This window comes from Raineyella antarctica (assembly GCF_900092135.1).
Classification (GTDB): domain Bacteria; phylum Actinomycetota; class Actinomycetes; order Propionibacteriales; family Propionibacteriaceae; genus Raineyella; species Raineyella antarctica.
Genome location: NZ_FMYF01000014.1, coordinates 12,455 through 37,640, shown reverse-complemented (window position 1 = coordinate 37,640; position 25,186 = coordinate 12,455). Strand labels below are relative to the sequence as shown.

Annotated in this window: 21 protein-coding genes; 8 read left to right on the top strand and 13 right to left on the bottom strand. The window is 71.2% G+C overall.

Annotation, left to right across the window (positions count from 1 at the left end; all coding sequences use genetic code 11):
* Positions 1 to 3: 3 nt before the first annotated feature.
* The 5 genes from GA0111570_RS18300 to GA0111570_RS15785 all read right to left on the bottom strand — a co-directional run bounded on the left by GA0111570_RS18300 (position 4) and on the right by GA0111570_RS15785 (position 6,171).
* Entirely contained in the window at positions 4 to 1,224 is a 1,221-nt protein-coding gene (locus tag GA0111570_RS18300) for a L,D-transpeptidase (protein WP_092613529.1), read from the bottom strand.
* 124 nt (positions 1,225 to 1,348) lie between these two features.
* Positions 1,349 to 2,749, bottom strand: a complete 1,401-nt coding sequence (locus tag GA0111570_RS15800; protein WP_092613527.1) for a 3-oxoacyl-ACP reductase — start codon at positions 2,747 to 2,749, stop codon at positions 1,349 to 1,351.
* Entirely contained in the window at positions 2,749 to 4,047 is a 1,299-nt protein-coding gene (locus GA0111570_RS15795; RefSeq protein ID WP_092613525.1) for an acetyl-CoA C-acetyltransferase, read from the bottom strand. The genes GA0111570_RS15800 and GA0111570_RS15795 overlap by 1 nt, the downstream gene beginning before the upstream one ends.
* Positions 4,048 to 4,164: 117 nt before the next feature.
* On the bottom strand, positions 4,165 to 5,262 hold the full coding sequence (locus GA0111570_RS15790) for an ADP-ribosylglycohydrolase family protein (RefSeq protein WP_092613523.1): 1,098 nt from the start codon (positions 5,260 to 5,262) through the stop codon (positions 4,165 to 4,167).
* 126 nt (positions 5,263 to 5,388) lie between these two features.
* On the bottom strand, positions 5,389 to 6,171 hold the full coding sequence (locus GA0111570_RS15785) for an IclR family transcriptional regulator (RefSeq protein WP_139283288.1): 783 nt from the start codon (positions 6,169 to 6,171) through the stop codon (positions 5,389 to 5,391).
* A gap of 136 nt (positions 6,172 to 6,307) precedes the next feature.
* On the opposite strand from GA0111570_RS15785, the gene GA0111570_RS15780 reads away from it, so the two are divergent.
* The gene (locus GA0111570_RS15780; protein WP_092613519.1) at positions 6,308 to 7,591 is read left to right on the top strand and encodes an MFS transporter; all 1,284 of its coding nucleotides are present in this window, start codon (positions 6,308 to 6,310) and stop codon (positions 7,589 to 7,591) included.
* Between the two features lie 376 nt (positions 7,592 to 7,967).
* Entirely contained in the window at positions 7,968 to 8,399 is a 432-nt protein-coding gene (locus GA0111570_RS15775) for a hypothetical protein (protein WP_175557537.1), read from the top strand.
* Here the strand turns inward: GA0111570_RS15775 and GA0111570_RS15770 are convergent, their stop codons facing one another.
* Positions 8,400 to 9,416 carry a LysR family transcriptional regulator gene (locus GA0111570_RS15770; RefSeq protein WP_092613596.1) on the bottom strand — a complete coding sequence of 339 codons (1,017 nt, stop codon included), beginning with the start codon at positions 9,414 to 9,416 and terminating at the stop codon, positions 8,400 to 8,402.
* 189 nt (positions 9,417 to 9,605) lie between these two features.
* On the opposite strand from GA0111570_RS15770, the gene mhpA reads away from it, so the two are divergent.
* The 5 genes from mhpA to GA0111570_RS15745 all read left to right on the top strand — a co-directional run bounded on the left by mhpA (position 9,606) and on the right by GA0111570_RS15745 (position 15,657).
* Entirely contained in the window at positions 9,606 to 11,294 is a 1,689-nt protein-coding gene (gene mhpA / locus GA0111570_RS15765; RefSeq protein ID WP_092613515.1) for a bifunctional 3-(3-hydroxy-phenyl)propionate/3-hydroxycinnamic acid hydroxylase MhpA, read from the top strand.
* Between the two features lie 4 nt (positions 11,295 to 11,298).
* Entirely contained in the window at positions 11,299 to 12,237 is a 939-nt protein-coding gene (locus tag GA0111570_RS15760; protein WP_092613513.1) for a 3-carboxyethylcatechol 2,3-dioxygenase, read from the top strand.
* A gap of 157 nt (positions 12,238 to 12,394) precedes the next feature.
* Positions 12,395 to 13,726: an MFS transporter gene (locus GA0111570_RS15755; protein WP_092613511.1), complete on the top strand. Its 1,332-nt coding sequence runs from the start codon at positions 12,395 to 12,397 to the stop codon at positions 13,724 to 13,726.
* A gap of 206 nt (positions 13,727 to 13,932) precedes the next feature.
* Complete coding sequence (locus GA0111570_RS15750; protein ID WP_092613509.1) at positions 13,933 to 14,868, top strand: SDR family NAD(P)-dependent oxidoreductase; 936 nt, start codon at positions 13,933 to 13,935, stop codon at positions 14,866 to 14,868.
* A 33-nt stretch (positions 14,869 to 14,901) separates the two neighbouring features.
* A complete protein-coding gene (locus GA0111570_RS15745) occupies positions 14,902 to 15,657 on the top strand; it encodes a class I SAM-dependent methyltransferase (protein WP_092613507.1) in 756 nt (251 codons plus the stop codon).
* Between the two features lie 46 nt (positions 15,658 to 15,703).
* Here the strand turns inward: GA0111570_RS15745 and GA0111570_RS15740 are convergent, their stop codons facing one another.
* Genes GA0111570_RS15740 through GA0111570_RS15725 form a run of 4 tightly spaced genes read right to left on the bottom strand, consistent with a single transcriptional unit; the run spans position 15,704 to position 22,019 of the window.
* On the bottom strand, positions 15,704 to 16,789 hold the full coding sequence (locus tag GA0111570_RS15740; protein WP_092613505.1) for an ABC transporter ATP-binding protein: 1,086 nt from the start codon (positions 16,787 to 16,789) through the stop codon (positions 15,704 to 15,706).
* Positions 16,786 to 18,306, bottom strand: a complete 1,521-nt coding sequence (locus GA0111570_RS15735) for an ABC transporter permease (protein WP_092613503.1) — start codon at positions 18,304 to 18,306, stop codon at positions 16,786 to 16,788. Before GA0111570_RS15735 ends, GA0111570_RS15740 begins: the two co-directional genes overlap by 4 nt.
* A complete protein-coding gene (locus GA0111570_RS15730; protein ID WP_092613594.1) occupies positions 18,290 to 19,330 on the bottom strand; it encodes an extracellular solute-binding protein in 1,041 nt (346 codons plus the stop codon). Before GA0111570_RS15730 ends, GA0111570_RS15735 begins: the two co-directional genes overlap by 17 nt.
* A 28-nt stretch (positions 19,331 to 19,358) precedes the next feature.
* On the bottom strand, positions 19,359 to 22,019 hold the full coding sequence (locus GA0111570_RS15725; protein WP_139283287.1) for an AMP-binding protein: 2,661 nt from the start codon (positions 22,017 to 22,019) through the stop codon (positions 19,359 to 19,361).
* Between the two features lie 136 nt (positions 22,020 to 22,155).
* Here GA0111570_RS15725 and GA0111570_RS15720 point away from each other — a divergent pair, with 136 nt between their 5' ends.
* On the top strand, positions 22,156 to 22,698 hold the full coding sequence (locus tag GA0111570_RS15720; RefSeq protein ID WP_092613499.1) for a 4'-phosphopantetheinyl transferase family protein: 543 nt from the start codon (positions 22,156 to 22,158) through the stop codon (positions 22,696 to 22,698).
* Between the two features lie 59 nt (positions 22,699 to 22,757).
* Here the strand turns inward: GA0111570_RS15720 and GA0111570_RS15715 are convergent, their stop codons facing one another.
* The 3 genes from GA0111570_RS15715 to GA0111570_RS15705 form a co-directional block, all read right to left on the bottom strand.
* Positions 22,758 to 23,345 (bottom strand): nitroreductase family protein, encoded by a 588-nt coding sequence (locus GA0111570_RS15715; RefSeq protein WP_092613497.1) that lies wholly within the window; start codon positions 23,343 to 23,345, stop codon positions 22,758 to 22,760.
* Between the two features lie 102 nt (positions 23,346 to 23,447).
* Positions 23,448 to 24,296: a 2-oxo acid dehydrogenase subunit E2 gene (locus tag GA0111570_RS15710; RefSeq protein WP_092613495.1), complete on the bottom strand. Its 849-nt coding sequence runs from the start codon at positions 24,294 to 24,296 to the stop codon at positions 23,448 to 23,450.
* A gap of 67 nt (positions 24,297 to 24,363) precedes the next feature.
* Entirely contained in the window at positions 24,364 to 25,113 is a 750-nt protein-coding gene (locus GA0111570_RS15705) for a phosphatase PAP2-related protein (RefSeq protein ID WP_092613494.1), read from the bottom strand.
* Between the last annotated feature and the right edge of the window lie 73 nt (positions 25,114 to 25,186).

Here is a 25,186-nt window from a genome sequence, read left to right as displayed (position 1 = left end):
CCGTCAGGCCAGTGCCGACTTCGCCTGCCACTGGGCCCAGGAGTCGTTCCAGGCGGTCCACCCGTTCCCGTCGTCCAGCGGACGTTTCGTGCCCGAGACGACGACCGGATCGCCGACCTGGACGGTGCCGAACAGCGCCTGAGCCTTGTCGGTGGCCATGCCGACGCAGCCGTGGCTCGCGTTGGTGTTGCCGAGGTAGGCGGCGTTCCAGGGTGCGGCGTGCAGGAACTCCCCGCTGGTCGTGATCCGCATCGCGTACTTCACCTGGAGGTCGTAGCCGTCCGGGGAGTTGTTCGCGATGCCGACGGTCTCCGAGGCCATCCGGGTCTGCGGGAGCTTCTCCATGATGACGCTGGTTCCGCTGCGGGTCTCGTCACCGGGCTTGCCACCGCTCACCGGGATGCTCATCACCTGCTGGCCGTTGACGAACTGGGTGAGCTGCTTGCTCGCCAGGTCCACCTTGGTGACGCGCGACTGGCCGATGCTGAAGTCGGCCGACGCCGAGTTCTGGCCGTACTTGCCATCACCCGCATTGACGCCGTTCAGGTCGGCCTTGACGCTGACCTTCGTCCCGGACTGGAAGTAGGTCTCCGGACGCCACTCCACCTCGCGGTCGGAGACCCAGCCCCAGGAGCCCTTCTGCGCCGGCGTGGTGGTGACGCTCAGGCGCTGTTCGAACGCCTTGCGATCAGTGACCGGCAGGTCGAACTGCACGATGACCGGCATCGCCACACCGTACGTGGAGCCGGTCTGGTTGACGATCGACACGAAGATCTGACGCGACAGGGTGAGCGCGGTGGTGGTGAAGGTCGAGGTCGTCGACGACTCCCGGCCCGACCTGGCCGTGCCGGTGGCGGAGATCGTGTACGTCGTGGCGGGGTCGAGGCGTTCGGTGGCGGTCCACGCCCCGTCGGAGCCGAGCGCGCCGTCGATGCTGGTGGTGACGGCCTTGCCGTTCTTGTCGGTGCCGGCACCGGTGAGGGTGACCTGGGTGAGGGCTCCTCCGCCGTCGGCGGCACTGACCTTGACCAACGTGTCCACCGCGATGTCGGCCGCACCGTCAGGGACGTTCGTGGTGACCACGAAGGGTGGCGGCGTCGCGGACTGGGTCGCGGTGGAGTTGCCTCCGGGCGCGGAACTGGAACCGGTCGGGGCGCAAGCACCCAACAGGCCCACGAGCACAGCTGCGGTGAGCGCAACGGCTCGACGGGACTTCTTCTGCATGCGGCCTCCGACCCGGCTGAGACGCCGATCCAATAGTCGCCCTATTTTAGCCGAGGCGGATGAGAGGAACCCAAACGGGGCGCCCCGGAACCGTGCTCCCGGGAGGCCCCTCCAGAAAGCTGGTTCAGGCGCCGGCCGTCAACTGCCCGCAGACGCGGATGACCTGCCCGTTGACACCGGAAGTGGCGGGATCCGCGAGGTACACGATCAACTCGGCCACGTCGCCCGGCCGGCCACCCTGGTGCAAGCTGTTGGACAGGCGGAACAGCTCCCTCTGGATCGGCGGGATGGTGGCGGTCATGTCGGTCTCGATGAAACCGGGCGCGACCGCATTCACCGTCAGGGGACGATCGGCGTACGTCTCGGACAGTGCCTGCACCAGCCCGATCACGCCCGCCTTGCTGGCGCCGTAGTTGGTCTGGCCACGGTTGCCCGCGATGCCGCTGGTCGAGGCACTCGCGATGATGTGCGCGTCGTAGGCCAGCCCGCCGGCCAGTGCCGGGTCGAGCAGCACCTGGTTGATCCGCAGCTGGGCGGCCAGGTTGACGTCTAGGACCTGGGCCCAGCGCCGTTCGTCCATGTTGGCCAGCAGCCGGTCCCGGAGGATGCCGGCATTGTGTGCGATGGCGTGGATCCGGGCCTCGTCCCCGTAGCGGGAGGCGACGTGCTCGGCGATCCGCACCCCCGCATCGGGGACGGTGATGTCCAACTGCAGGGCCGTGCCGCCGACCTCGTTCGCGATCGCGCTGAGTGCCTCCCCCGCCGCGGGGACGTCGACCGCAACGACCACGGCGCCCTCGCGGTGGAAGGTCCGGGCGATCTGCGCCCCGATCCCGCGGGCCGCTCCGGTGACCACGACGATCCGGCCGGCCAGGGAGTCCCCGTCAACCTCGGGCCGTCCGGGGCTCGTACGCCGCGGCCCCACGTGCCAGGACTGGCCGTCGACGTACGCCGAGCGTCCTTCCAGCAGGAAGGCCAGGGTGGAGACAAGGTCCTGCGCGCCGGTCCCCGGTTCCAGGTACACGAGGTTGGCGGTGGCACCGTCGCGCAACTCCTTGGCCACGCTGCGGACCAGGCCGTCGAGGCTGCGGGTGACCGCCCTCGCCTCCAGTCCCTCGACACCGGCCGACGCCGTCGCCACCACCACGACCCGGCCGCTCGGCTCCAGTCCCCTGACCGCCGGGCGCAGCACCGCGCGCAGGTCCTCGAGCCCGGTGATCGTACGGACCGCGGTGGCGTCCACGATCAGCGCCCCGAGCTGGGGGGCGTAGGCCGGGGGCAGGTCGTGGCCGTCCGGTCCGGGGGTGCGGGCCTCGGGGTCGTCGCGCAGCGCGGGGATGGTCGGGACCCCGAGCTGGGCCAGGGTCTCGGCGACGATGCCGCTACCGTCCGGCGCCGACAGGGCGATGTCACCGCTGGGCAGGTCCCGACCCCGGCGCAGCTCCGGGGCATCGGGCATGCCCAGCCTGCGGGCCAGGGCCTGCACGGGCTTCGAGCGTACGAGGACACCGGTGTCGATCTTCATCACACTGCCTCCAGGATCACGGCGATTCCTTGTCCACCGGCGGCGCAGATGGAGATCAGCCCTCGCGAGCCGGGGCCCCGTTCGGCGAGCAGTTTCGCCAGGGTTGCCACGATGCGTCCGCCGGTGGCGGCGAACGGGTGGCCCGCCGCCAGCGACGAGCCGGTGACGTTGAGCTTGGCGGGGTCGATGGTGCCCAGCGGCCCGTCCAGCCCCAGGGTGTCGCGGCAGTAGTCGGCATCGGCCCAGGCGGCCAGGGTGGACAGGACGGTCGCGGCGAACGCCTCGTGGATCTCGTACAGGTCCAGGTCCCCCAGCGCCAGCCCGTTGCGCGCCAAGAGTCGCGGCACGGCTCTCGCCGGCGCCATCAACAGGCCCTCGGTGGCGGCGACCCGACCGTTCGCGGTGTGATCCACCGCCGCGACCTCGGCATCGACGACCCGGGCGAGCACCGGCAGGTGGTGGCCGCGGGCCCACTCCTCCTCGGCGAGCAGCACCACCGCGGCACCGTCGGAGAGCGGGGAGGAGTTGCCGGCGGTCATGGTGGCGCCGGGGCCCTTGCCGAACACCGGCGGCAACTTGGCGAGCTTCTCCAGCGAGGTGTCCGTCCGCAGCGCCTCGTCCCGCTTGACGCCCCGGTGCGGAGTGACCAGGTCGTCGAAGAAGCCGGCGTCCCAGGCGGCGGCGAGCTTGCGGTGGCTGTCCAGGGCGTACGCGTCCTGGGCCTCGCGGGTGATGTTCCAGGCCAGAGTGGTCAGCGCCTGGCTCTCGCCCATGGTCAGGCCGGTCCGCGGTTCAGCGATCTGGGGCGCCACGAACCGAAGGTCCTTGGGCCGTAGGCCGGCGAGTGCCTGGAGCCGGGCCGGCGTGGTCCTGGCCGCGGTGAAACGCATCAGCGCCTGCTGGGCGCCGCGGCTGATCTCCACGGGGGTGTCACTGATGCTGTCGGCACCGCCGGCGATGCCGGTGTCGATCTGGCCGAGGCGGATCTTGTTGGCCACGTACGTGACCGCCTCCAGGCCGGTGCCGCAGGCCTGTTGCAGGTCACAGGCGGGCGTGTCGCGGGCCAGGGCGGACCCGAGGACGGCCTCGCGGGTGAGGTTGAGCAGGGTGCCGTGCTTGATCACCGCGCCGGCGGCGACCTCGCCGATGCGCCGGCCGGCCAGCCCGTAGCGGGCGACCAGTCCATCGAGGGCCGCCGTGAGCAGGTCCTGGGTCGAGTCGCGGGCGTACGACCCCCGGGCCCGGGCGAACGGGATCCGGTTGCCTCCCACGACCACTGCGCTGCGTTGTGACGTCATCGTCGGTCCCTCCCGAGGGAGAAGTGCGCGGTCCCTGTTCGAGCCCGCGCCGTGCAGCAAGTCTAGTGGGCGGACCCGCCGATGGGGGGCCACTGCAGCACTCCATTGCGGGCCTGATCAGGCGGGATAGCGGCGGCACCACTCGTCCGCCCGTTCGTCGTCCTCCGAGTGTCCGCCCGGTGTGGCCAGGATCGAGTGGACCAGGTCTGACGCGAGATCGCCGAAGACGACGAAGGCCTCCTCCCACAGGCGGACGTCCTCGGGCACGCCGGGCTCCAGGTCGGGGGTGTAGCCGGGACAGTGCAGGGCGCCGTGCAGGGCCCCGACCAGGCAGCGGACCCCGACCGGCTCGCGGCACTCCACGACCGAACGGATCGCCCCGAGCCAGGAGTCCTGGCCCCCACCCGGAAAGGCGAGCAGCGCGGTCAGTGCAGCGAAGAGGACGTCGTCGGGACCCTCCGGCGCCGGCCGCTGGGCCGCGAACCGCAGGCTGCGCGGGTCCTGGCGGAGCAGGTGCTCCAGCCGCCAGCGCAGCGGGTCGCCGAGGGGCCGGGAGTCGAGTACGTCGGTGAGGACCTCGACCAGTCCGACCCCGTCGTCCCTCGCCGAGGCCTCCAGTGCCGCTCCGTACAGCTGCGCGGCCAGGGCCGCGGTGGCGAGGGTGCGGGGCCCGGTGTGGGTCAGGGCCGCGACCGCCATCGCCATCTCGCGTACGAACGGGAAACCGGCTGCGCCCAGGACACCGACCGGGATCGCGCGGAGGACCGCCAGCGTGCTGTCCTCGGAGGAGGGCAGTCCGGACCGCAGGGCCTCGATCGTCTCCACGGGGACAGGGGTCCGGCCGTGGATGACGGCTTCCTCGTGCAGCCAGCCGGGGATCTGCCGCTCGGCCAGGTCCCCCCGGTCACTACCCCAGCGTTCCAGCGCCTGGCGGACGGTGTCCGCCGGACTGGAGGGCAGTCCGTGGTCGCGTTGCCAGCCGAACGTGATCAGCCCGGTGGTCGTGTACGCCAGCAGTTGGCTGCGGACGCCGGGGTGCCACTCACCGTCGCGCCACTGGCTGCCCCAGCCCTCCCCCACCACGAACCCGGTGAACGATCCGAGAACGCGCGACATGAGCCGCACTGCATAGCGGACGGCCGCCTCCGCGGCGCGTTGCTCGGCGTCCATCGCCTCCCGGCCCACGGCATCGTCTCCGGCCGCCCCGTCATCCATCCCGATCCCCTCGTCGCCACCCGCTGCACGAACAGTCCGACCCTCCCACGAGGGTCTGACGTTTCGGGGTCCAAGGGTCCTGCCCGGCCTCCGGCGTACGGGACGGGTGAGGATACCGCGCAGGGATCAGCCGGTGCTGGCGCCGCGCAGGATCGCGATGGCCGCGTCCCGCGCCTCTCCCAGGCTGGCGACGAGGTACGGGATCGACGAGTCCTCGAAGCGTGGACTGGGGATGGCGACGGCAACCGACGCCACCGGGTCACCGGCCTCGACCGCGATCGCGACCCCGATCGCGACGACCCCGCGTTCGGACTCGTCGCGATTGAGCGCATAGCCACACTCCCGCACCTCGGCGAGTTCTGCCCACAGCTCGTCCAGCGAGGTGATGCGCGCCGACGGCCAGGGACGCAGGCCGCGGGAGTGCACGGCTTCGATGACGGGGTCCGGAAGCGCCGCCAGCATGGCCTTTCCCCCGGAGGTGCAGTACGCCGGCATCCGGATGCCACCGCGCAGGCCGACCCGCAACCCCTGGTCCCCCTCGACGCCGTCCACGAACTGGGCGTCGGCACCCGCGAGCATCTGCAGGTGGATCGTCTCGCCGACCTCGACGTGCAGCTGTTCCAGGACGGGGTGGAGCCGGGCCGTCACCCGCGACACCGACCGCTCGAGGCCGCCGGCCACGAAGAGCGCCGGCCCCGGATGGTAGAGGCGATGCCCGCCCTGCCGCACGTACCCCCTCCCGGCCAGGGTCGCCAGCAGCCGATGCGCCGTCGAGGGCGCCACCCCGAGCTCACGGGCGGCCTCGGTCACGGACAGCTGCGAGCGCTCGGACAGCATCGACAGCAGGACCAGAGCCCGGTCGACGGCCTCGATGCGGTAGGGGTCAACAGCTTCACTTTTCTGCACCACAGAAAAATGGTACGGCAATATTGCGACCAGCGGAAGGATGGCCGTACGATCACATTCATCGGGTGGATTGGGTCACACCTTCCCCCCGGCTGATCACACAACGGCCTTCCTCCCCATGGTTTCCAGGAGCTACCGCATGACAACGCTGTCATCTGCCCCATCCACCACCACCGCCCCCGCCACCCGCGGTTCGCAGGCACGCGCGATGCTGCCGGTGATCGTGGCCTGGCTGTTCGTCATCTTCGATGGCTACGACCTGATCGTGTACGGCACCGTCCAGAAGGCCCTCCGTGCCGAGTGGGGCCTGTCCCCCGCCACCGCCGGCACCATCGGGTCCCTCGCCTTCCTCGGCATGATGATCGGCGCGCTCGTCGCCGGCCGACTGTCCGACGCCATCGGACGCAGGAATGCCATCATCGGCTCCGCCGTGGTGCTGTCGATCTTCACCGCCCTGTGCGCGGTCGCCCCGAACCCCTGGGCCTTCGGTGCCCTGCGCCTGCTCGCCGGTCTCGGCCTCGGTGGCCTGGTGCCGACCGCCAACGCGCTCGCCGCCGACCTCATCCCGCGCCGTTGGCGCGCCGCCGTGGCCACGCTGATGATGTCGGGCGTCCCGCTCGGCGGCTCGGCCGCAGCGCTGCTCGGCATGGCCGTGATCCCGCAGTGGGGCTGGCGGCCGATGTTCGGCCTGGCCCTGGTCGCGCTCGTCATCCTGGTCCCCGTCGCGCTCTGGGTGTTCCCCCACGATGCGCCGGCCAAGAAGGCACCGCACGAGCACACCGAGACCGCCAGCGGCTTCCAGGCCCTCCTGCGCCCGCCATACCTGACGATCTCGGTGCTGTTCGCCGTCGCGACCGTGGTGACGCTGATGGCCTGGTATGGCCTCGGCACCTGGCTGCCGAACCTGCTGCAGGACTCCGGCTACAACCTCGGCATGGCCCTGATGCTCACCCTCTCGCTGAACCTGGGCGCCATCGCCGGTTCGGTCCTCACCGCCTGGGCCGGCGACCGGTTCGGCACCGTGCCCACCGGTGTGGCCGCCGCTGCGCTGGCCGGCGTGGCCCTGCTGTTCCTGCTCACCCAGCCGCCCGTCGCCGGCGTGTACGTCATCCTGGTGCTGGCCGGCGTCGGCACCCACGGCACCCAGTGCCTGATCATCGCGGCCATCGCCACCTACTTCCCCGACCACCTGCGCGGCACTGCCCTGGGCTGGGGCCTGGGCGTCGGCCGGATCGGTGCGGTCCTCGCGCCCCAGGTCGGCGGCTGGCTGCTCGCGGCCGGTCTGGGCGTCGGCTCCAACTACCTGCTGTTCGGCGGCTGCGCGATCATCTCGTCGCTCATGCTGGTGGCCATCTGGAAGTTCTTCGGCGTGACGCACGACGAGGACCGCAGCGCCCGCGAGGCCACGCTGGCAGCGCACTGACCTTCCGACCGTACGGACGAACCCCCGGTGGGACGTGGAGCCGACAGGCCCACCTCCCGGCGGGGGTTCCTCCGTATCCGGGGAGGAGGCCTGCCCGTTGACTGCCGGGGGAGAATGGGAGTGCAGGACCCTCCACCAACGCACCCAGCCGTACCCCACGACGCACGCAGGCCTGACGCGTACGCCCCGTACGATCCGGACACTTCATCGCGAACCCGGGAGAGTGGTCGAGATGTCCTCCGTCATCACTCCGCATCCTCATCGTCGGGCACGTCCCGCCCGTCGCCTGGAAACCCGCGGGGCGCCCCCGGCGCAGCGGGCTCCAGCCCTCCACCAGGGGCGCGCCCTGACCTGGTGGGGAACAATCGTGGCCGCGATGCCGATCGTGCTCGGTCTGGCCGCCGGCGTGACGGCGATCTACACGCCCCTGTTCGGAGGGATCGAGAACATCCTGGCGATCCTGTGGCTGGTCCCGCTGCTCGCCTCGCCGCTGGCGATCCTCGGGGCGGCGCTGCTCCTCAGAGCTGTCCGGGCCGACCGCCGGCCCCGCAGCAACGTGATCACCGCCGCCACCGTGGCACTCCTCGGACTGGCCCTGACGGTCGCCCTGTTCGTTCGTACCGGTACGGTCACCGACCTGCAGGCGCTGGCCGGCCTGCCCACGCACCCGCCGGACCTGGCCGGCACCCAGCTCCTGGCCTTCGAGCTGGTGGCCGGAACGCTGGCCCTGATGTACGACATCGGCGTGTGGGCCCTGGTCGGCCTGGGAGCCCGACACCTCCACGGCGAACCGGACGAGACCCGCTAGTCAGCCGTCGTGGCGTTCCTGGCCCGGCAGGTCCTGGAGCCCTTGACCCGGCAGGTCCTGGAGCCCTTGGCCCGGCAGGTCCTCCGGCCTGATGCCGTCCGAGGGGAACCACGGCGGAGGGCCGCCCGGCAGCAGCGACAACCACCCCTTCTCCTCGGCCACCTCGCGGGCGGTCTCGATGAACGCGAGCACCTGCGGCCGGGTCTCGTCGGCGCGCCACAGCAGCGACCAGGGGAAGTACGGCTGCACGTCCTCGAACCGCTGGAAGGTGAACCCCTCCGCGCCGGGATAGTCGCGCAGGCCGTTGAGGGCGATCACCGGTGGGTAGTCGCCTCGGATCTGGCCCTGCCCGATCGGCTCCAGCATCGTGATGTCGTGCGGCACCCGCTCGAAGGTGACGTCGAGCTCGCGCTGGACCACCTCGCAGAAGTCCTGCCACCCCCGGAAGCGGTCCTGCGAGGTGTGCGGGTAGCCCAGTCGGGTGCCGTGCAGCGTCGGCGCCTCGATCTCCCGTACGGTCAGCACCATCAGCGGGTCGTAGCGCAGCGGGACCGAGGCGATGCCCGGCAGCGGCCAGGTCACCCGGTCCATGGCGATGTCGAGGTAGCCGCCGAGCATCGCCCGGACCTGCTCGTCGCCGGTGAGGTCCTGCAGGCTGACCACGTCCTGGGGCCGACGGGCGCGATGGCGGGTCCAGACCTCCTGCATCATCCGGCGGCCACGGATCTCCCCGACCCGGATCGTGCCCTCGGTGGCCCGGGCCCGGCGGAACAGCGCCTCGGTCATCCCGACCAGCTCCCTGGCCTGGGGCCGCAGGTCGTAGCCCTTGGCGCTGAGCGCCACCCCGGAACCGTGGCGGACGAAGAGGGTCTCCCCCAGCCGCTCCTCCAGCCGCGCGACCTGGTTGCTCACCGCCTGCTGGCTGATGCCCAACGTACGGGCGGCCCGGGTGAAGCTGCCCTCCTGGGCGACGGCGAGGAAGGCCCGGACCAGCCGGGTGTCGACGTCATCGGCCATCACACTCCCCTTCATCGGGTCCTAGCAGCCCGCAGCCCGCATCGCCGGAGCAGCCGCCTACAACTGATCGTTGTGAGTCTACAACGTTCCCGTGTTCCTTGTGCCGGAACGTGACACGCCCCTCCCGCTGTGATGCAGCTCACCTCACGATGGAGACATTCCTCTTCAACGTCGACAGGAGATCCAGCCATGACTGAGACCACTGATGTTCTGATCGCGGGCGCCGGCCCGGTCGGTCTGACCCTGGCCAATTTCCTCGGCAAGTTCGGCATCCGCGCCGTCCTCATCGAGGCGCTGCCCAAGCTCATCGACTACCCCCGTGGCGTGGGCCTGGACGACGAGTCGTTCCGGAGCATCCAGTCCGTCGGTCTGGCCGAGCAGGTCCTCCCGTTCACCGTGCCGCAGCACGTCATGCGCCTGGTCAACGGCAACGGCGGCGTCATCCTCACCAACGACCCCAAGGGCGAGCCCTACGGCTGGACGCGCAAGCACGGCTTCCTCCAGCCCGAGGTCGACAACGCCCTGTATGAGGGCCTGGACCGCTTCGACGACGTCGAGGTGCGGTTCAACCACACGCTGCTCGACATCGCCGAGAGCGCCGACAAGGTCGTGGCGACCGTCGAGCGCCGGTTGGACGACGACAGCACCGAGACGTTCCAGATCGAGGCGAAGTACCTGGTCGGCTGCGAGGGCGGCAAGTCCCCGACCCGCAAGTGGATGGGCGTGCAGTTCGAGGGCAAGTCGCCCTCGACCCGCTGGGTGGTCGTCGACGTCAACAACGACCCGCTGGGCACCCCGAACGTCTACCTCGGCGCCGACCCGGCCCGCCCGTACGTCTCGATCGGCCTGCCGCACGCCGTGCGTCGCTGGGAATTCATGCTGTTCGACGACGAGCCCTCCGACAAGGTCGAGGACGACGCGTTCGTGGCCGAGCTGCTGAAGGACCACGTGCCGGACTCCACCAAGCTCGACGTGATCCGCCGCCGCGTCTTCACCCACCACGGCCGGATCGCCTCCAGCTTCCGCAAGGGCCGCGTGATGATCGCCGGGGACGCCGCGCACCTGATGCCGGTGTGGATGGGCCAGGGCTGGAACTCCGGCGTACGTGACGCCACCAACCTGGGCTGGAAGCTCGCCTCGGTGATCAAGGGCCACTCCACCGACGCGCTGCTGGACACCTACACCGTCGAGCGCACCGACCACGCCAAGGCGATGATCGACCTGTCGATGACCCTCGGCTCGGTGATCAAGCCGACCGACAAGAAGATCGCCTTCCTGCGCGACACCGCAGCCAGTGCGATGAACGTGTTGCCGCAGGTCAAGGAGTACTTCACCGACATGAAGTTCAAGCCGATCCCGCGCTACGCCAAGGGCGTCGTGGTCGACCAGAAGACCCTGCAGCCGGGCCACGCGGCCGAGCGCTTCGGCGCGAGCCGCTTCATCCCGGTCCGCAACACCGTCGAGAAGATCTCCCCGGTCGGCCTGCAGTTCATCCAGCCGCGGGTCAACACCGCCGACGCGACCGACGTCCGCCTGGACGACGTGATGGGCGACTGGTGGACCATCGCGGCCTGGGGCAACGACCCGACCCGCCTGCTGCCGGCCGAGGACGTGGCCCGCTTCGAGGCGATGGGCGGCACCTTCGTGTCGTTCATGTCCGAGACCCAGCGCCCGTGGGCCGAGAAGGAGTACGCCGCCACCTCGACCGTCGTCGTCGGTGACACCACCAACGCGCTGAAGTCGTGGTTCGACGTCCGCTCGGTCGGCCTGGTCATCATCCGCCCCGACCACTTCGTCGCCGCCGCGTGCCTCGCCCAGGACGCCTCCAAGGCCTTCCACGCCGCCCTGCAGTCCGCCTCCCACATCAACCGGGGCTGATCCGATGTCCCTCTCCCTGATGTGCATCTCGCACAGCCCGCTGATGGGCTTCAACGAGCCCGCCGAGGGCGTCCGCGAGGAGGTCGACGCCCTCTTCGACCGCGCCCGCGCCTTCGTCTCCGAGGTCGACCCGACACTGGTCGTCACCTTCGGACCCGACCACTACAACGGCTTCTTCTACGATCTGATGCCGCCGTTCGCGATCTGCTACGCCGCCCACGGCGCCGGTGACTACGACACCTCCGCCGACGAGTTCGTCGTCCCGGAGCACATCGCCGCCGGCCTGGCCCAGTACGCGGTCGACCACGGCATCGACATGACGATCAGCCGCGGCGCCGAGCTCGACCACGGCGCCGTACAGATCCCGGAGACGGTCCTCGGCGGGATCACGAAGTACCCGACCGTGCCGGTCTTCGTCAACGGCGTGGCCGAACCGTTCGTCCCGATAAGCCGGATCCGGCTGATGGGCCAGGTCCTCGGCGACTACCTGGCGACGCTCGACGAGCGGGTGCTGCTGATCGGGTCCGGCGGCCTCTCGCACGACCCGCCGGTGCCGCGCTGGGCCGAGGCCACCGAGGCGCAGCGAGCGTTCCTGCTGGAGGGTCGCCACCCCACTCCGGAGGCCCGCGCCGCCCGGCAGGCCAAGACGATCAACACCGGCCTGAAGTTCGCCGCCGGCGAGGCCGACATCCAGGAACTCAACCCCGAGTGGGACAACGCGTTCCTGGACGTGTGCGAGTCCGGCGACGTGACGGCCTTCGACGCCTACACCGCAACGCAGATGACCCTCGACGCCGGCCACTCGAGCCACGAGGTGCGCTGCTGGGTGGCCGCCTGCGCGGCGATGCGGTCCGCCGGACCGTACGTGACCCGCGAGCGCTACTACCGCGCGATCCCTGAGTGGATCGCCGGCTTCGGCGCCTTCTTCGCCACCACCGCCTGATCCAGCACCGCCTGATCCAGTACCGCCTGATCCAGTACCGCCTGATCCAGCACCGCCTGACCCCGTACGCCCCTCTCCCGTCGTCCCGTACGACAACTGGCCCGCGCCCCGATCGGCCCGGCCAGCAGACACCGCCGTCCGCTTCCTGAGGAGCCCCATGACCACCGCACTCCCCACCTTCGAGGAGCACGACCGCAGCCAGACGCTGCGGGCCCGCGCTTCCAGCTTCATCGGCTCGGCCGTGGAGTACTACGACTTCCTGCTGTACGGTGCCGCCGCCGGCCTCGTCTTCCCGCACCTGTTCTTCGCCAACCTGCCCACCGCCCTGGGCGTGACCCTCTCGTACGCCATCCTCTTCACCGGCTACGCGGCCAGGCCCATCGGCGGCCTGCTGTTCGGCCACTTCGGTGACAAGCTGGGCCGCAAGCGCATGCTGTTCATCACGCTGCTGGTGATGGGCCTGGTCTCCATCACCATCGGTCTGATGCCCGGCTCGGGCACCATCGGTGTCGCCGCCCCGATCATCCTGGTGTTCCTCCGCATCATCCAGGGCCTGGCGGTCGGCGGCGAGTGGGCCGGTGCCACCCTGATGTCGATGGAGCACTCCGGCAAGGGGACCAAGGGCTTCGGAGCCTCGCTGGCCATCGCCGGTGCCCCGATGGGTGCCGTCCTCGCCACCCTGGTGCTGGCCGTCTTCTCCCGTCGCGACGACTTCATGGACTGGTCGTGGCGCGTGCCGTTCCTGCTGTCCTTCATCGTGGTGCTGGTCGGCCTCTACCTGCGTACCCAGATCAAGGAGTCGCCGGAGTTCGAGGCGGCCCGCCGCCGCGGTGAGGTGCACACCAACGTCCCGATTGTGGAGATGTGGACCAAGTACCGCAAGGACGTCGTCCTGGGCATCCTCGCCGCCGGCGCCCCGCTGTTCCTGCAGGGCCTGCTGGCCGTCTGGGCCGTGCCGTACGTGGTGGCCGGTGGCGCGGTCACCCGCTCCGACGCGCTGCTGATGCTGACGCTCTCCAACGCCCTGCACATCTTCACCATCCCCGCCTCCGCGTGGCTGTCCGACCGGCTGGGCCGTCGTCCGGTGATGATCGGCGGGGCCATCCTGTCCGCCGTCGGGATCTGGGGCATGTTCGCGCTGTTCAACACCAACCAGCCCACGCTGATCGCGCTGGCCTTCATCCTCGGCAACCCGATCCTGCAGGCCTCGATGTACGGTCCGATCGGCGCGTTCCTCGGCGAGAAGTTCGACGCCAACGCCCGCTACACCGGCGTGTCGCTGACCTACCAGTTCGGCTCGCTGATCGGTGGCGGCGTCGCCCCGCTCATCGCGAACCAGTTCGTCGGCGCGTCCCGCTCGACGACCCACCTCGCGCTGTACATGACGATCTTCTTCATCATCAGCGGCATCGCGGTGGTGCTCTCGCGCGAGACGCGCCACCAGCAGAGCCCCGCCGAGCGCTTCGTCGCGGCGAACATCGTCGACTGATCCGGCGACGCAGGTACGTCAACGATGTACGTACGTCAGTGACGTACGTAGCACCACGACGTACGTAGCAACAACGACAGTGGCCGGTGGCACCGAGGGTGCTGCCGGCCACTGTCGTCCTCCCTCCGAGCGTCTCCCTCCGACCGACGGGACCGGGCCGGTCTAGTCTGGGCAGCGCCCGTCCGACGACAACCCTGAGGACTCCCATGGCCGCACGTCGCTTCACCGCCGCCTCGATCCCTGACCTCACCGGCGTCGTCGCCGTGGTCACCGGCGCCAATGGGGGCCTGGGGCTGGAGTCCACCCGCGCCCTGGCCGCCCACGGTGCCCACGTCGTGATGGCCGTACGCGACCAGGCGAAGGCGCGCGGCGCGATGGAGTCGATCCGTGCCGGGGTGCCGGACGCCTCCCTCGAACTGGTCCCCCTCGACCTGGGGTCACAGGCCTCGGTACGCGAGGCCGCCGCCGCGATCCTGGCCGCCCATCCGGTGCTGGACATCCTGCTGAACAACGCCGGAGTCATGGCCACCCCCGAGGGGCGTACGGTCGACGGCTTCGAGACACAGTTCGGGATCGACCACCTCGGGCACTGGTCGTTGACCGCGCTGCTGATGCCGGCCCTGCTGGCAGCCCCGCGGGGCCGCGTGGTGACGACGACCAGCATGGCGCGGCTGCAGGGCGGCCGGTTGGACCCGGACGACCCGCTGATGCGCGACTACGACCCGTGGCGCGCGTACGCCCGGGCCAAGTTGGCCAACTACCACTTCGGGCTGGGGCTGGACCGCGAGTTCCAGCGCGCCGGCGTCACGGCCGAGAGCCTGGTCGCCCACCCGGGCCTGGCGCACACCGACCTGCAGCCGGCCAGTGTGCGGGCCGGCGCGGTGCGCGGATCGGGACGGTTCTTCGAGGTCCTCGCCAGCCGGATAGGGATGTCCGCGGCCGATGGCGCGCTGCCGCAGCTGCGGGCGGCGACCGATCCGGCCGCCACCGGCGGTGAGTTCTACGTGCCGCGATGGTGGTCCACCGGGCCGGCGGTCCGGGCGCGGGTCCGTGAGCGCGGTCTGGACCGGGCGATCGACGAGCTGTGGGCGGTCTCGGAGCAGGAGACCGGGATCCCGCTCGAGATCCCGCCCGCCGGCTGAGCCCGGAGGCCCGACGGGGACCAGAATGGCCCCATGACCGCCACCACTCCCCTCGACTGGGACGCCGCGACGTACGGCGCCCTGCCTCTCCCCCACCGAGCCTGGGGCCGTGGCGTCCTGGACCGGCTGGCACCGGTCGACGGCGAGACCGTGCTGGAGCTCGGCTGCGGTACCGGCCGGGATGCGGCGGCGCTGCTTTCTGAGTACCCGGGCTGCCGGGTGGTCGGCCTGGACGCCTCCCCGCAGATGCTGGCGGCCGCCCGGGAGGCCCTGGCCCCGTACGGGGACCGGGTCGTGCTGCGAGAGGCCGACCTGCGCCGTTCCTTCGCGCTGGAGGTCCCTGTGGAGGCGGCGATGAGCGTGGCGACGCTGCACTGGCTGCCGGACCACGCGACGGTGTTCGCCTCGGTCGCTGCGGCGCTGCGGCCGGGCGGCCGGTTCGTCGCCGAGGCCGGCGGGGCCGGCCAACTGGAGAACGTGCACCGCGCCCGGCGGCTGGTCGAGGGGGTGGACGAGCCCGCCGACGCCACCCACTTCGCCGATGACGTCGCGACCCGGGCGGCCCTGGAGCGGGCCGGCTTCACCGACATCGCCGTCCGGCTGCGGCCCGATCCGCTGGTGCTGGAGGAACGTACGCTGCGGCCGTACCTGGCCACGGTGATCCTCGGCGCGGTGCTGCGCGAGCTGCCCGCCGAGGACCGGGAGGCGTACGTCGACGCGGTCGCCGGGGCAATGGATGCGCCGGTGATCGACTACGTACGACTCGAGTTCGAGGCGCGCCGGGGCTGACCCAGCGGCCCCGGTCCGGGCACCGAGTGGCCCCGGCGCCCGTCCCTCAGCTCGCCTCGGCCACCGGAAGGTCCGTGCCTGCGGCGGTCCGGCCGCGCGGGAAGGCGCGGACGGAACCGACCACGCTCACCCCGACCCGGTCGCCCGGCGTCGGCGGGTGCAGGCCGATGACCCGGGCCCGCAGCGGGTGGTGCGCGGCGTCGTTGGCCAGGTCGAGTTCCACCACGGCGTCGTGCCCGAAGTAGGTGACGGCGCGGACGGTGGCGTCCAGCTGTCCGGTTCCGGTCTCGGTCAGCGTGATCTGCTCGGGCCGGACCATCACCTGCACCTCGCCGCTGGGCACCGGACCACCCACCGGCAGGGTGCCCAGCCGGCAGTCGACGAGCCCATCGGCAGCGGTACCGGCCAGCAGCACCGCGTCGCCGAGGAACTCCGCCACCTCGGCGTCGACCGGCTCGCGGTAGACCACCGTGGGACGGTCGACCTGCCGGAACCGGCCCAGGGTGAGGATCGCCACCTCGTCGGCGAAGGAAAGTGCCTCGCCCTGGTCGTGCGTGACCAGCAAGGCGGTGGCACCGCTGGCGCGCAACGCCCGGGCAGTGGCCTCGCGGGTGGCCACCCGCAGGCCGGCGTCGAGGGAGGAGAACGGCTCGTCGAGGAGCACCAGCTCCGGGCGCGGGGCCAGCGCACGGGCCAGGGCCACCCGCTGCTGCTGGCCGCCGGACAGCTGGTCGGGGCGGCGGTCGGCCAGGTCGGCGGTCAGGCCGACCAGCTCCAGTAGCTCGAGCACCCGGTCGCGGTGGCGACGCCGGGGCCAGGGCAGGCCGAAGGCGATGTTGCCGGCCACCGACAGGTGCGGGAACAGCGCGCCCTCCTGGCGGACGTACGCCACGCCCCGGCGCTCCGGCGGGACCCAGACCCCCGGACCGGCGACCGTACGACCCCCGACCTCAACGGTGCCGGACCCGGGCCGCAGGAAGCCGGAGATGACCCGCAGCAGGGTGGTCTTGCCGCTGCCCGACCCACCGAGCACGGCGGTGGTCGTGCCCTCGCGGACCGTCAGGTCCACGTGGTCGAGCACTGCCTCGCGACCGTAGCCGGCGGTCACGCCGCGCAGCCTCACCTCACTCATCGTTCCTCCAGGATCTGCCGCCGCAGCAGCAATGTCAGCGGTACGGACAGGGCGATCATCATCGCCGCGTACGGCGCCGCACCCGCGTAGTCGAGTTCGCTGGCCGCGCGCCAGAACGCCAGCGCCAGGGTGTCGACCCCGGTCGGCGCCAGCAGCAGGGTCGCGGTCAGTTCGGTGCCCACCGCCAGCGCCACGAGCACGAAGCCGGTCAGCACCGAGGGTGCCATCAGCGGCAGCACGACCCGTACGAGTGTCGCCGTCCCGCCCTGGCCCAGCGAGCGGGAAGCCTCGGACAGCTCCGGCGGCGAGGCTGCCAGGCCGGCACGCAGCGAGACCATCGCGCGGGGCACGAACAGGATGGCGTACGCCATGATCACCAGCGCAACGGTCTGGTAGACCGGCCTGGCCCAGGTGACCGCCAGGGTGACCAGGGCCAGGCCGACCACGACACCGGGCAGGGCGCTGCCGAGGAAGGTGACCCGCTCCAGCAGCAGGGTCAGGCCGGAGCGGTGCCGGTTGAGCAGCCAGGCCCCCGGGAGGGCCGCTGCGGTGGCAGCTAGCGCGCCGAGCAGGGCCAGCCCGAGCGTACTCAAGGTGACCTGCACCAGCCCGGAGGCCAGGTCGCCGGCGATGTCCGCACGGGCCAGCCATCGCCCGACGGTGCCGAGCGGGACGACGAGCGCCAGGACGACCAGGACGGCCAGGAAGAACAGGGCCGGAGCGGTCCACGGGCCGAGGGCGACCGGAACGGCTCGACGCTGGGCACCGAGTCCGATCTTGGACACCCGGCGCCGGCCACGGGCGAGCAGCTCGAGGACCAGAGCGAGCAGGCACAGGGTCAGCAGCACCGAGGCGAGCAGGCTGCCGGCAGCGTCGCTGAACCCGACCGCGTACTGCTGCATGATCGCGGTGGTGAGGGTCTGGAACCGCATCATCTGGAGCACGCCGAACTCGGCGAGCAGGTGCAGCGTGACCAGCAGCGCACCGCCGCTCAGTGCCGGGCGCAGCCGGGGCAGCACCGTACGCACGACCGCGGCGGTCGGCGACAGCCCCAGGGAGCGGGCCGCCTCCTCGTCACCGGGGTCCAGCGTGCGCAGCATGGCGGCCGCGGGCAGGAAGACGAACGGGTAGTACGAGAGCGTGGTGACCAGCGCCGCGCCGGTGAAGCCGGTCAGCCACGGTGCGACCGTCACCCAGGCGTACGCGCTGACGAACGCCGGCACGGCCAGCGGGGCGAGCAGCAACGTACGCCACAACCCGGCCCAGGGCAGCGCGGTGCGCTCCACCAGCCAGGCGGCCAGGACGCCGATGATGATCGACGCCGGCACCGTGACGACCACGAGCATCCCGGTGTGGGCCAAGAGCTGGCCGACCCGGGGCCGCAGCAGGTAGGCCGCCGCGCTCTCCGCGCCGACCGACACGGCGCTGGGCAGGATCACCAGCAGCGGCAGGACGGTGAGCGCGGCGACCAGGGCGGCGGCCAGGGCAACCCCGCGCGGCCTAGAGGATGCCGACATCGGTCATCAGGGAGATCACGTCGTCGGAGTTGAGGCGGGAGGCATCCACGGCCGGTGCCTGCAGGCTGTCCAGCGGCGGCAGGGCGGGATCGGAGGGGACGCCCTTGCCGATCGCGTACTCCATCGAGCCGCTGTCGACCATCACGCGCTGACCCTCGGGGCCGGTCACGTAGGCCAGGAACTGCTGGGCCTGCTCGGGCATGTCGGAGGAGGCCAGGACGCCGCCGGCCGACAGGCTGACGAAGGCACCCGGGTCACCGCCGCCGAAGAAGTGCAGCGCCGTGTTCGCGCTGCCCTGCTTGTCACCGGCCTGGTCGCGGTACCAGTAGTAGTGGTACATGATGCCGACCGGGACCTCGCCGGCGTTGACGGCCTTCATGGTGGCGATGTTGTTGTTGTAGACCTTGGCGTTCTTGGTCAGCGCCTCCAGCCACGACCGGGTCTGCTGCTCCCCTCGCTCGGCCAGCATGCCGGCCACGATCGCCTGGAAGTCCGCACCGCCCGGCGCCGCACCCCACTTGCCGGCCCACTTCGGGTCGGCCAGGTCCATCATCGACTTCGGCAGGTCGGCCTCGCTGATCTTGTCCTTGTTGTAGACCAGCACCGTGGAACGGGCAGCGATCGGGGTCCATAGGCCGCTGGAGGGCGCCAGTCCCTCGCGGGCCTGGGCCAGGGTCGCCGGCTGGACCGGTGCCAGCCGGCCGGCGCGCTCGACGACCGTCATGGCCGGGGAGTTCTCGGTGAGGAACACGTCGGCCGGAGAGGCGTCACCCTCCTTGACGATCATGTGCCCCATCGAGGCGTCCTCGCCGTCACGGACCTGGGTCTTGATGCCCGTCTTGGCGGTGAACCCCTCGGCCAGCGCCTTGGTGACGTTGACGTGCTGGGAGGAGTAGATCTGCAGCGTCTGCGGCTGCGGGGCGTACGCGTCCTGGCTCCCGCTGTTCCCGCCACCGGCACAGGCCGACAGGGCCAGGGGTAGCGCGAGCAGCAGGGCGATCAGCGGGTGGCGGTTCTTGGACATGGCGGTCTTCCGTCTCATCTTCATCGGTTCATCGGGTGGGCGGGGGGACGAGGTCCTGCAGGCGGCGCATCGGGTGCGCGGCGAGGCGCCAGACCAGGCATCCGGTGGCGATCGCGGCGACCGTCTCGACGACGTCGTTCTCGAACTGGGACAGCACGAGGAACTGGACCAGGTAGATGTAGAGGGAGGCCGAGGCCAGCAGGCTGACCAGCGGCAGGACCGGGGCGGGGATCCGGACCCGGTCCAGCAGCGCCAGCGCGGCGAGCCCGGCCAGGATGAGCAGGTTGCGCGCGGGGTCGTCGGGGAAGAAGGTCAGCCCGCCGGCGCTGGCCAGGGCCAGGGTGAGCAGTCGGCGGCGACGGGTGCCCGCGGAGGCGGCGGAGGCGGCGGCCGCGCCGAGGGCGAACAACCAGAACGTGGTCGGCATGATCGCCTGCAGGTGGCCGCCGGACCAGGCCACGATGACGAAGCGCGGAACCAGTGCCACGACGCCGACCACCACTGCGACGCGCCAGGGGTCCCGCTGCCAGGCCCGCCCGATCGCCGGTATCGACAGCACGGCGGTGAGGACCAGCAGGCAGGCGACCAGGGCGTCGATGAACCAGAACTCGTTGCGGGTGGGCCCGAGGGTGGGGTCGCCGATCAGCCACTGGCTCAGTGCGATGTTCGCCCAGCCGTAGCGCCCGGTGGTGACCATGCCGAAGAACGCCACTGCCATTGTCGGGATCGCCACCCCGAGCAGTACCCGGGCCGTGGCTCGCCACCGGCCGCCGATCGTGGGGACCGACAGGCCGAACCGGGCGGCGTTGAAGCCGGCGACAGCCAGCAGGATGTGGGCGCCCCCCAGGACGTGGAACAGCTGGGCGTGCGAACCGCAGATCGTGATGACCGCGATCGCGCGCAGCACGACGTCGGTCTCGACCGTGCGCCAGTGCCCCGAGCCGGTGCGGTCTGCATCGAGGTGAGCGGAATCGGCGCCTCGGGATACGGCGCTGCGGGAATCGGGCTGGCGGGAATCGGCCAGGTCGACCAGGTCGGCCAGCGGTCGGTGGTGCCAGCCGCGGGGCAGCGGCCCGACCAGGCCCTCCAGCCGGATCGATGCCTGGACGTGGCTGAGCGAGTCACCGCCGTGCTGGACGAACGTACGGTCCAGGTCGACCGCCTCGGTCCCGAGCACGTCGCCGATGACTCTGGCGACGGCAGCCGAGGGCGAGGGGTGGACCCCGAGGGGACTTCCGGCACCTGCACCGGTCTCGGCGGCGGCCTGCTGGTGGGAGGCCTGGACGAGCGCCGCGGCGCCGGGCCGGTCGACCTTGCCGTTGAGCAGCCGCGGTAGTTCGGCAACGGCGACGGCGACCGCCGCACGGCCCAGCCCCGAGGAGCGGCCGGCCAGGCGGCGTGCGTCGGCAGCGGTCCTGGTGGCGGGGCGGCCCGGCTGCGGCTCGACCAGCACTGTCAGGCGGTCCGCGTCCCCGCCGACGCAGGTGGTGAACCCGGCACTCTCGAGGGCGTCCTCGACGGCGGCGACGTCGATCCGTACGCCCATGACCTTGACGAAGCCGGATCGTCGCCCGACCAGCCGCAACAGGCCGTCGGGGCCCAGCCGGCCGAGGTCGCCGGTCCGCAGCTCGGTCAGCATGGCGCCAAGGGCCAGGTCGTCGGGATGCTCGGCGTAGCCCATCATCACCCCGGGACCGCGGACGACGACCTCGCCGGCACCGTCGGTCGCCTCGGGCACGGTGGCGTCCAGTCGCACCGAGGTCCGGGCGACCGGACGGCCGACCGCATCCGGGTTGGCGGCCACGGTCGCCGGGTCGAGGACACAGATCCGCGCGGTGGCCTCGGTCTGGCCGTACATGACCGCCAGGTCCCAGCCGTTTCGGCGTCCGAGGGCGTGGGTCCGCAGGACGTGGTCGGGATGCATCCGGCCGCCGGCCTGGGCGACCAGGCGCAGGGAGGGGTGCGGCCGCTCCAGGACGCCGGTGGACTCCATCAGTTCCACCATGTGCGGCACGACGGCCAGGTTGGTGACCGCGAGGTCGTCGAGAGCGCGCCAGAACGCATCCTCCATCACCGACCCGTCGTGCAGGACGACCGATGCTCCGGCGACCAGGTGGGAGTGCAGCACCGACAGCCCGAAGGTGTAGTGCAGGGGAAGGCTGGTGATGGCCCGGTCCGCCTCGGTGATCCGTAGCGCCGTCGCGATGGCGGTGGCGTTGCTGCGGAGGTTCTGGTGGGACAGCCGGACGAGCTTGGGCGAACCGGTGCTGCCGGAGGTGCTCAGCAACAGCGCCAGGTCAGGGTGCAGGACGTGCTGCGGGACCGAGGTCAGGGCCTGGAAGGGATCGTCCGGATCGCCGGTGGCGGCCACGTCCGGGCGATAGCGGTCCAGGATCGCTGCGGAGGCATCTCCCGCGGGGGTCACCAGGGCGACGTGGCCGGCCTCGAGCGTGGCCAGGTAGCCGAGCACGCTCTCCAGGTCCGGACGCAGCGGCAGGTGCACCAGGCATCGCCCATCGGCCACGTCGGGGAGGCGGCGGACGAGGTCGTCGACCCGCTCCCCCACCTGCTCGTGGGACAGGGCATCACCGGACACGGTGAAGAGCGCCGGCCGCTCGGCTGACGTCGTCTCCATCGACGGGGTCAGCAGCGGGCCACGGCGTTTGGCCAGGGCGGCTACAGGAGTCACGATAGGAAAGGTTAGCCTAAGCTAACCTAGAGAGAAAATCGGGAGGTACATCGTGTCCGTCAAGGTGTGGTGGGCGACCCTTGCCTCTGCTGACAGACGACTCCTGGGCCTCCTTGACCAGACGGAGGAGGCGCGGGTGGCATCCCTGCTGCGGCCGGCCGACCAGGGCCGCTCCCTGCTGGGCGCCGCCCTCCTGCGCCTGGCGGTGGCCGACCACCTGGGCGTGGAGCCTACGGAGGTGGTCGTGGACAGGACCTGCGGGCGTTGCGGTGGGCAGCACGGCGCGCCCCGCATCCTGGGACCCGGCTCGTCGTGCCCGTGGGTCTCCGTCTCGCACTCGGGCCTGCTGGTGGTCGTCGCCGTCGCCCCGGACGGGCCGGTCGGGGTGGACGTCCAACGGCTGTCGGAGCTGTCCGACCCGGACGGCGGACAGGATTGGGCCTGCCGGGAGGCCCTGGTCAAGGCGGGCGGATCGGGTGCTGCTGGGTGGACCGGCGCCGAGTCGACCGCCGACGATCCCGGTCCCGTCGAACCGACAGGTGACTGTCGCGAACTGCGTCCCCCGCTACCGGGATATGTCGCCGTTCTCGCCACCCCCGGGCGCGCCGGTGTAGAGCCCGTGGTCCGGCACTGGCCCGAGCGGAACCAGGCGTCCTTTGAAGGACGCCTGACCGCCTGAGGTCACTGCAGGCGCTCGGGATCCATGGAGAGGACGCCGAGCAGCGTCCATCTCATCCTTCAGGCGTCCAGGATGATGGCGAGTTCCTCCAGGGACCGGCGCGTACGCGGGGCGGCATCGCGCTCCCGGATGCCCTCGGGCAGGTCGTCGGCGTCGGTGTACTTGCCGACGGCGACGATGCTGACCGGCTCCAGCTCCGGCGGCAGGTCGAAGGCGGCCCGGAGCGCCGCGACATCGAAGCCGCCCATCTGTCGGACGTTGAGCCCGCGGGACTCGGCCTCGACCGAGAGGTGCGCCACCGCCTGGCCCAGGTCGTACTCGGCCCAGCGCAGCTGCTTGCCCTCGCGTTCCAGCTCGGCGACCGCAACGATCAGCAGGGAGGCGCGCGGGGTCCAGGCCTTGTTGAAGTCCACCAGGGTGGCGTAGACCTTCTCGAACGTCCCGGTCCCCCGGGCGCCGACGATGAAGTGGGAGGGCTGCAGGTTGCTCGCCGACGGGGCCCAGCGGGCGGCCTCGCCGAGTGCTGTCAGGTCGCCCTCGGCCACTACGTACTCGGGGTCGAAGCCACGCGGGCTCCAGCGGCCGGCGAGGGCATCGTGGATCGGGACGGAGGTCTCGTTGCGGGGCGGTCGCGGAGTCTCGGCCATGGTCTCTCCAGATCTCGGGGTGCCGTCACAAACGCCTGGCCTCCATTATCGACCGGGCAGCGCGAGCGTAGCAACGACCTCCGACAACGGGGGCCGGCACGCTCAGTCCGTCGGGGGACGGGTCAGCTGCTCAGGATCGGCGAGCAGCCCCTGCAGGACGTGGGCGCTGTGGACGAAGTAGAAGCCGTCGGTGGCCCGTTCGTCGATCGTGTAGCTGATCGTCACGCACCTGCCGGGAATGAGGTGGCCCTGCTGGTCCACCAGTGCCTCCGGCCGGATCGCTCCGATCGCGGCGAACACGCTGGCCGTCCCGCGCTGGTAGAGGTGGTGGAACGGCGCCTCTCCCCCGAGCGAGCCCAGGTTGACGATGTAGGCGCTGGCGTACAGCGGGATCGCGTCCTGCAGGAAGCCGGGCAGGAGGTTGTGGTCGTCCAGTCCCCAGAGCAGGCGGGCCAGGCCGTTGAGGGCGGGCCGGGGCCAGGACGCGAGGACGTCGGTCAGGACATCGCTGCCACTACGATCGGTTCCGCGGGCCCGGACCACCTCCCGGTCGACGATGTCGCGGACCTCGTCAATCGTCTCGGCCCCGGTGAAGACCAACCGGACCTGCGTCTCGGGCGCCTCGTCGGTCAGCGCCTTCTTGACCGCGAACGAGAAGCTGATCTCCTTGTGGGCGTACGTGCGGCGGCCCGCGATGAAGCGGTTGAGTTCCGGACGCTGCCGGAAGAGCCTGGCGAAGGCCGCGAGGAAGACGTGGAAGAACGTGATCCGTTCCGCCCGCGGCCGCCTCTCGTTGACCTGTGCCAGCCAGTCGAGCAGGTGGTCGACCTCGAGTCGCTGCGGGTAGTAGATCGTCGACTCGAGGCGGGTGGGCATCAGGTACGGCATGATCCGGCGCATCGCAGGGACGTCGGGGAGATGGATGCCGTCTCTCCGCCTGGTGAAGAACATCCGTCCTCCTGGGCCCGCGCCGTCGCCCGGTGTCCCGGGGTGTGCTGAGCGTATGCCCGTCACCTGATCATGGTCCGGTGATTCGCCTGAACCTGGCGAACAGCCGGCCCGAGCGCCACGTGTGCACCACGAAGTGGCCGAGCAGGAGGCCGCCGACCACGTCGATCGAGTAGTGGCCGTGGGCGAGCAGCAGCCCGGCGCACATCAGCACCAGCAACAGCTGTTGGAAGCCCGGCAGCCAGGGCCCCCGGTCGGTCGGGGTGAGCATCACCAACAGCGTGCACGCGGCGACGTGGCCCGAGGGGAACATGCCGAACTGCTGCTGGCTGAAGACGAAGGCACCCTCCCCCTGGGCGGAGCCCAGCGGGGTGAGGACCATGATCACCGCCCGCATCAGGTACATCAGGGCGAACACGCTGATGTACTCCGGCAGGCGCGTACGGTCACGGCGGAGCGTGTCGACCAGGAATGCGCCGAAGCCGCCGACCAGCGCCACCACCGTGAGGTAGCGGGCCGCCCCCACGTACGGCAACAGGGTGAACAGCAGGTCGTCGGGGCGGGGCCTGTCGGGAAAGGACGAGTCGATCAGGGCGCTACCCAGGAGCGAGGCGGTGAGGGCGTGGAGCAGCAGGCCGACGGCGAGCATCCAGGCCAGGACCGGACGTGCGCTGGTCGGGGCAGCGAGGACCGAAGCATTGGCACTCGGTTCGTTGACGCTGGGAGCGTTGGCACTCGGTTCGTTGACGCTGGGAGCGTTGGCACTCGGTACGTCGGCACTCGGTTGGTTCGCCCCCACCTCACCCGACACCTGTTCCATCGCGTCAGTCTGACACCGCCGCGCGTCCGGGCTGCAGCACCCCTCAGCCTCCCGACAACCCCGACAACCCCGA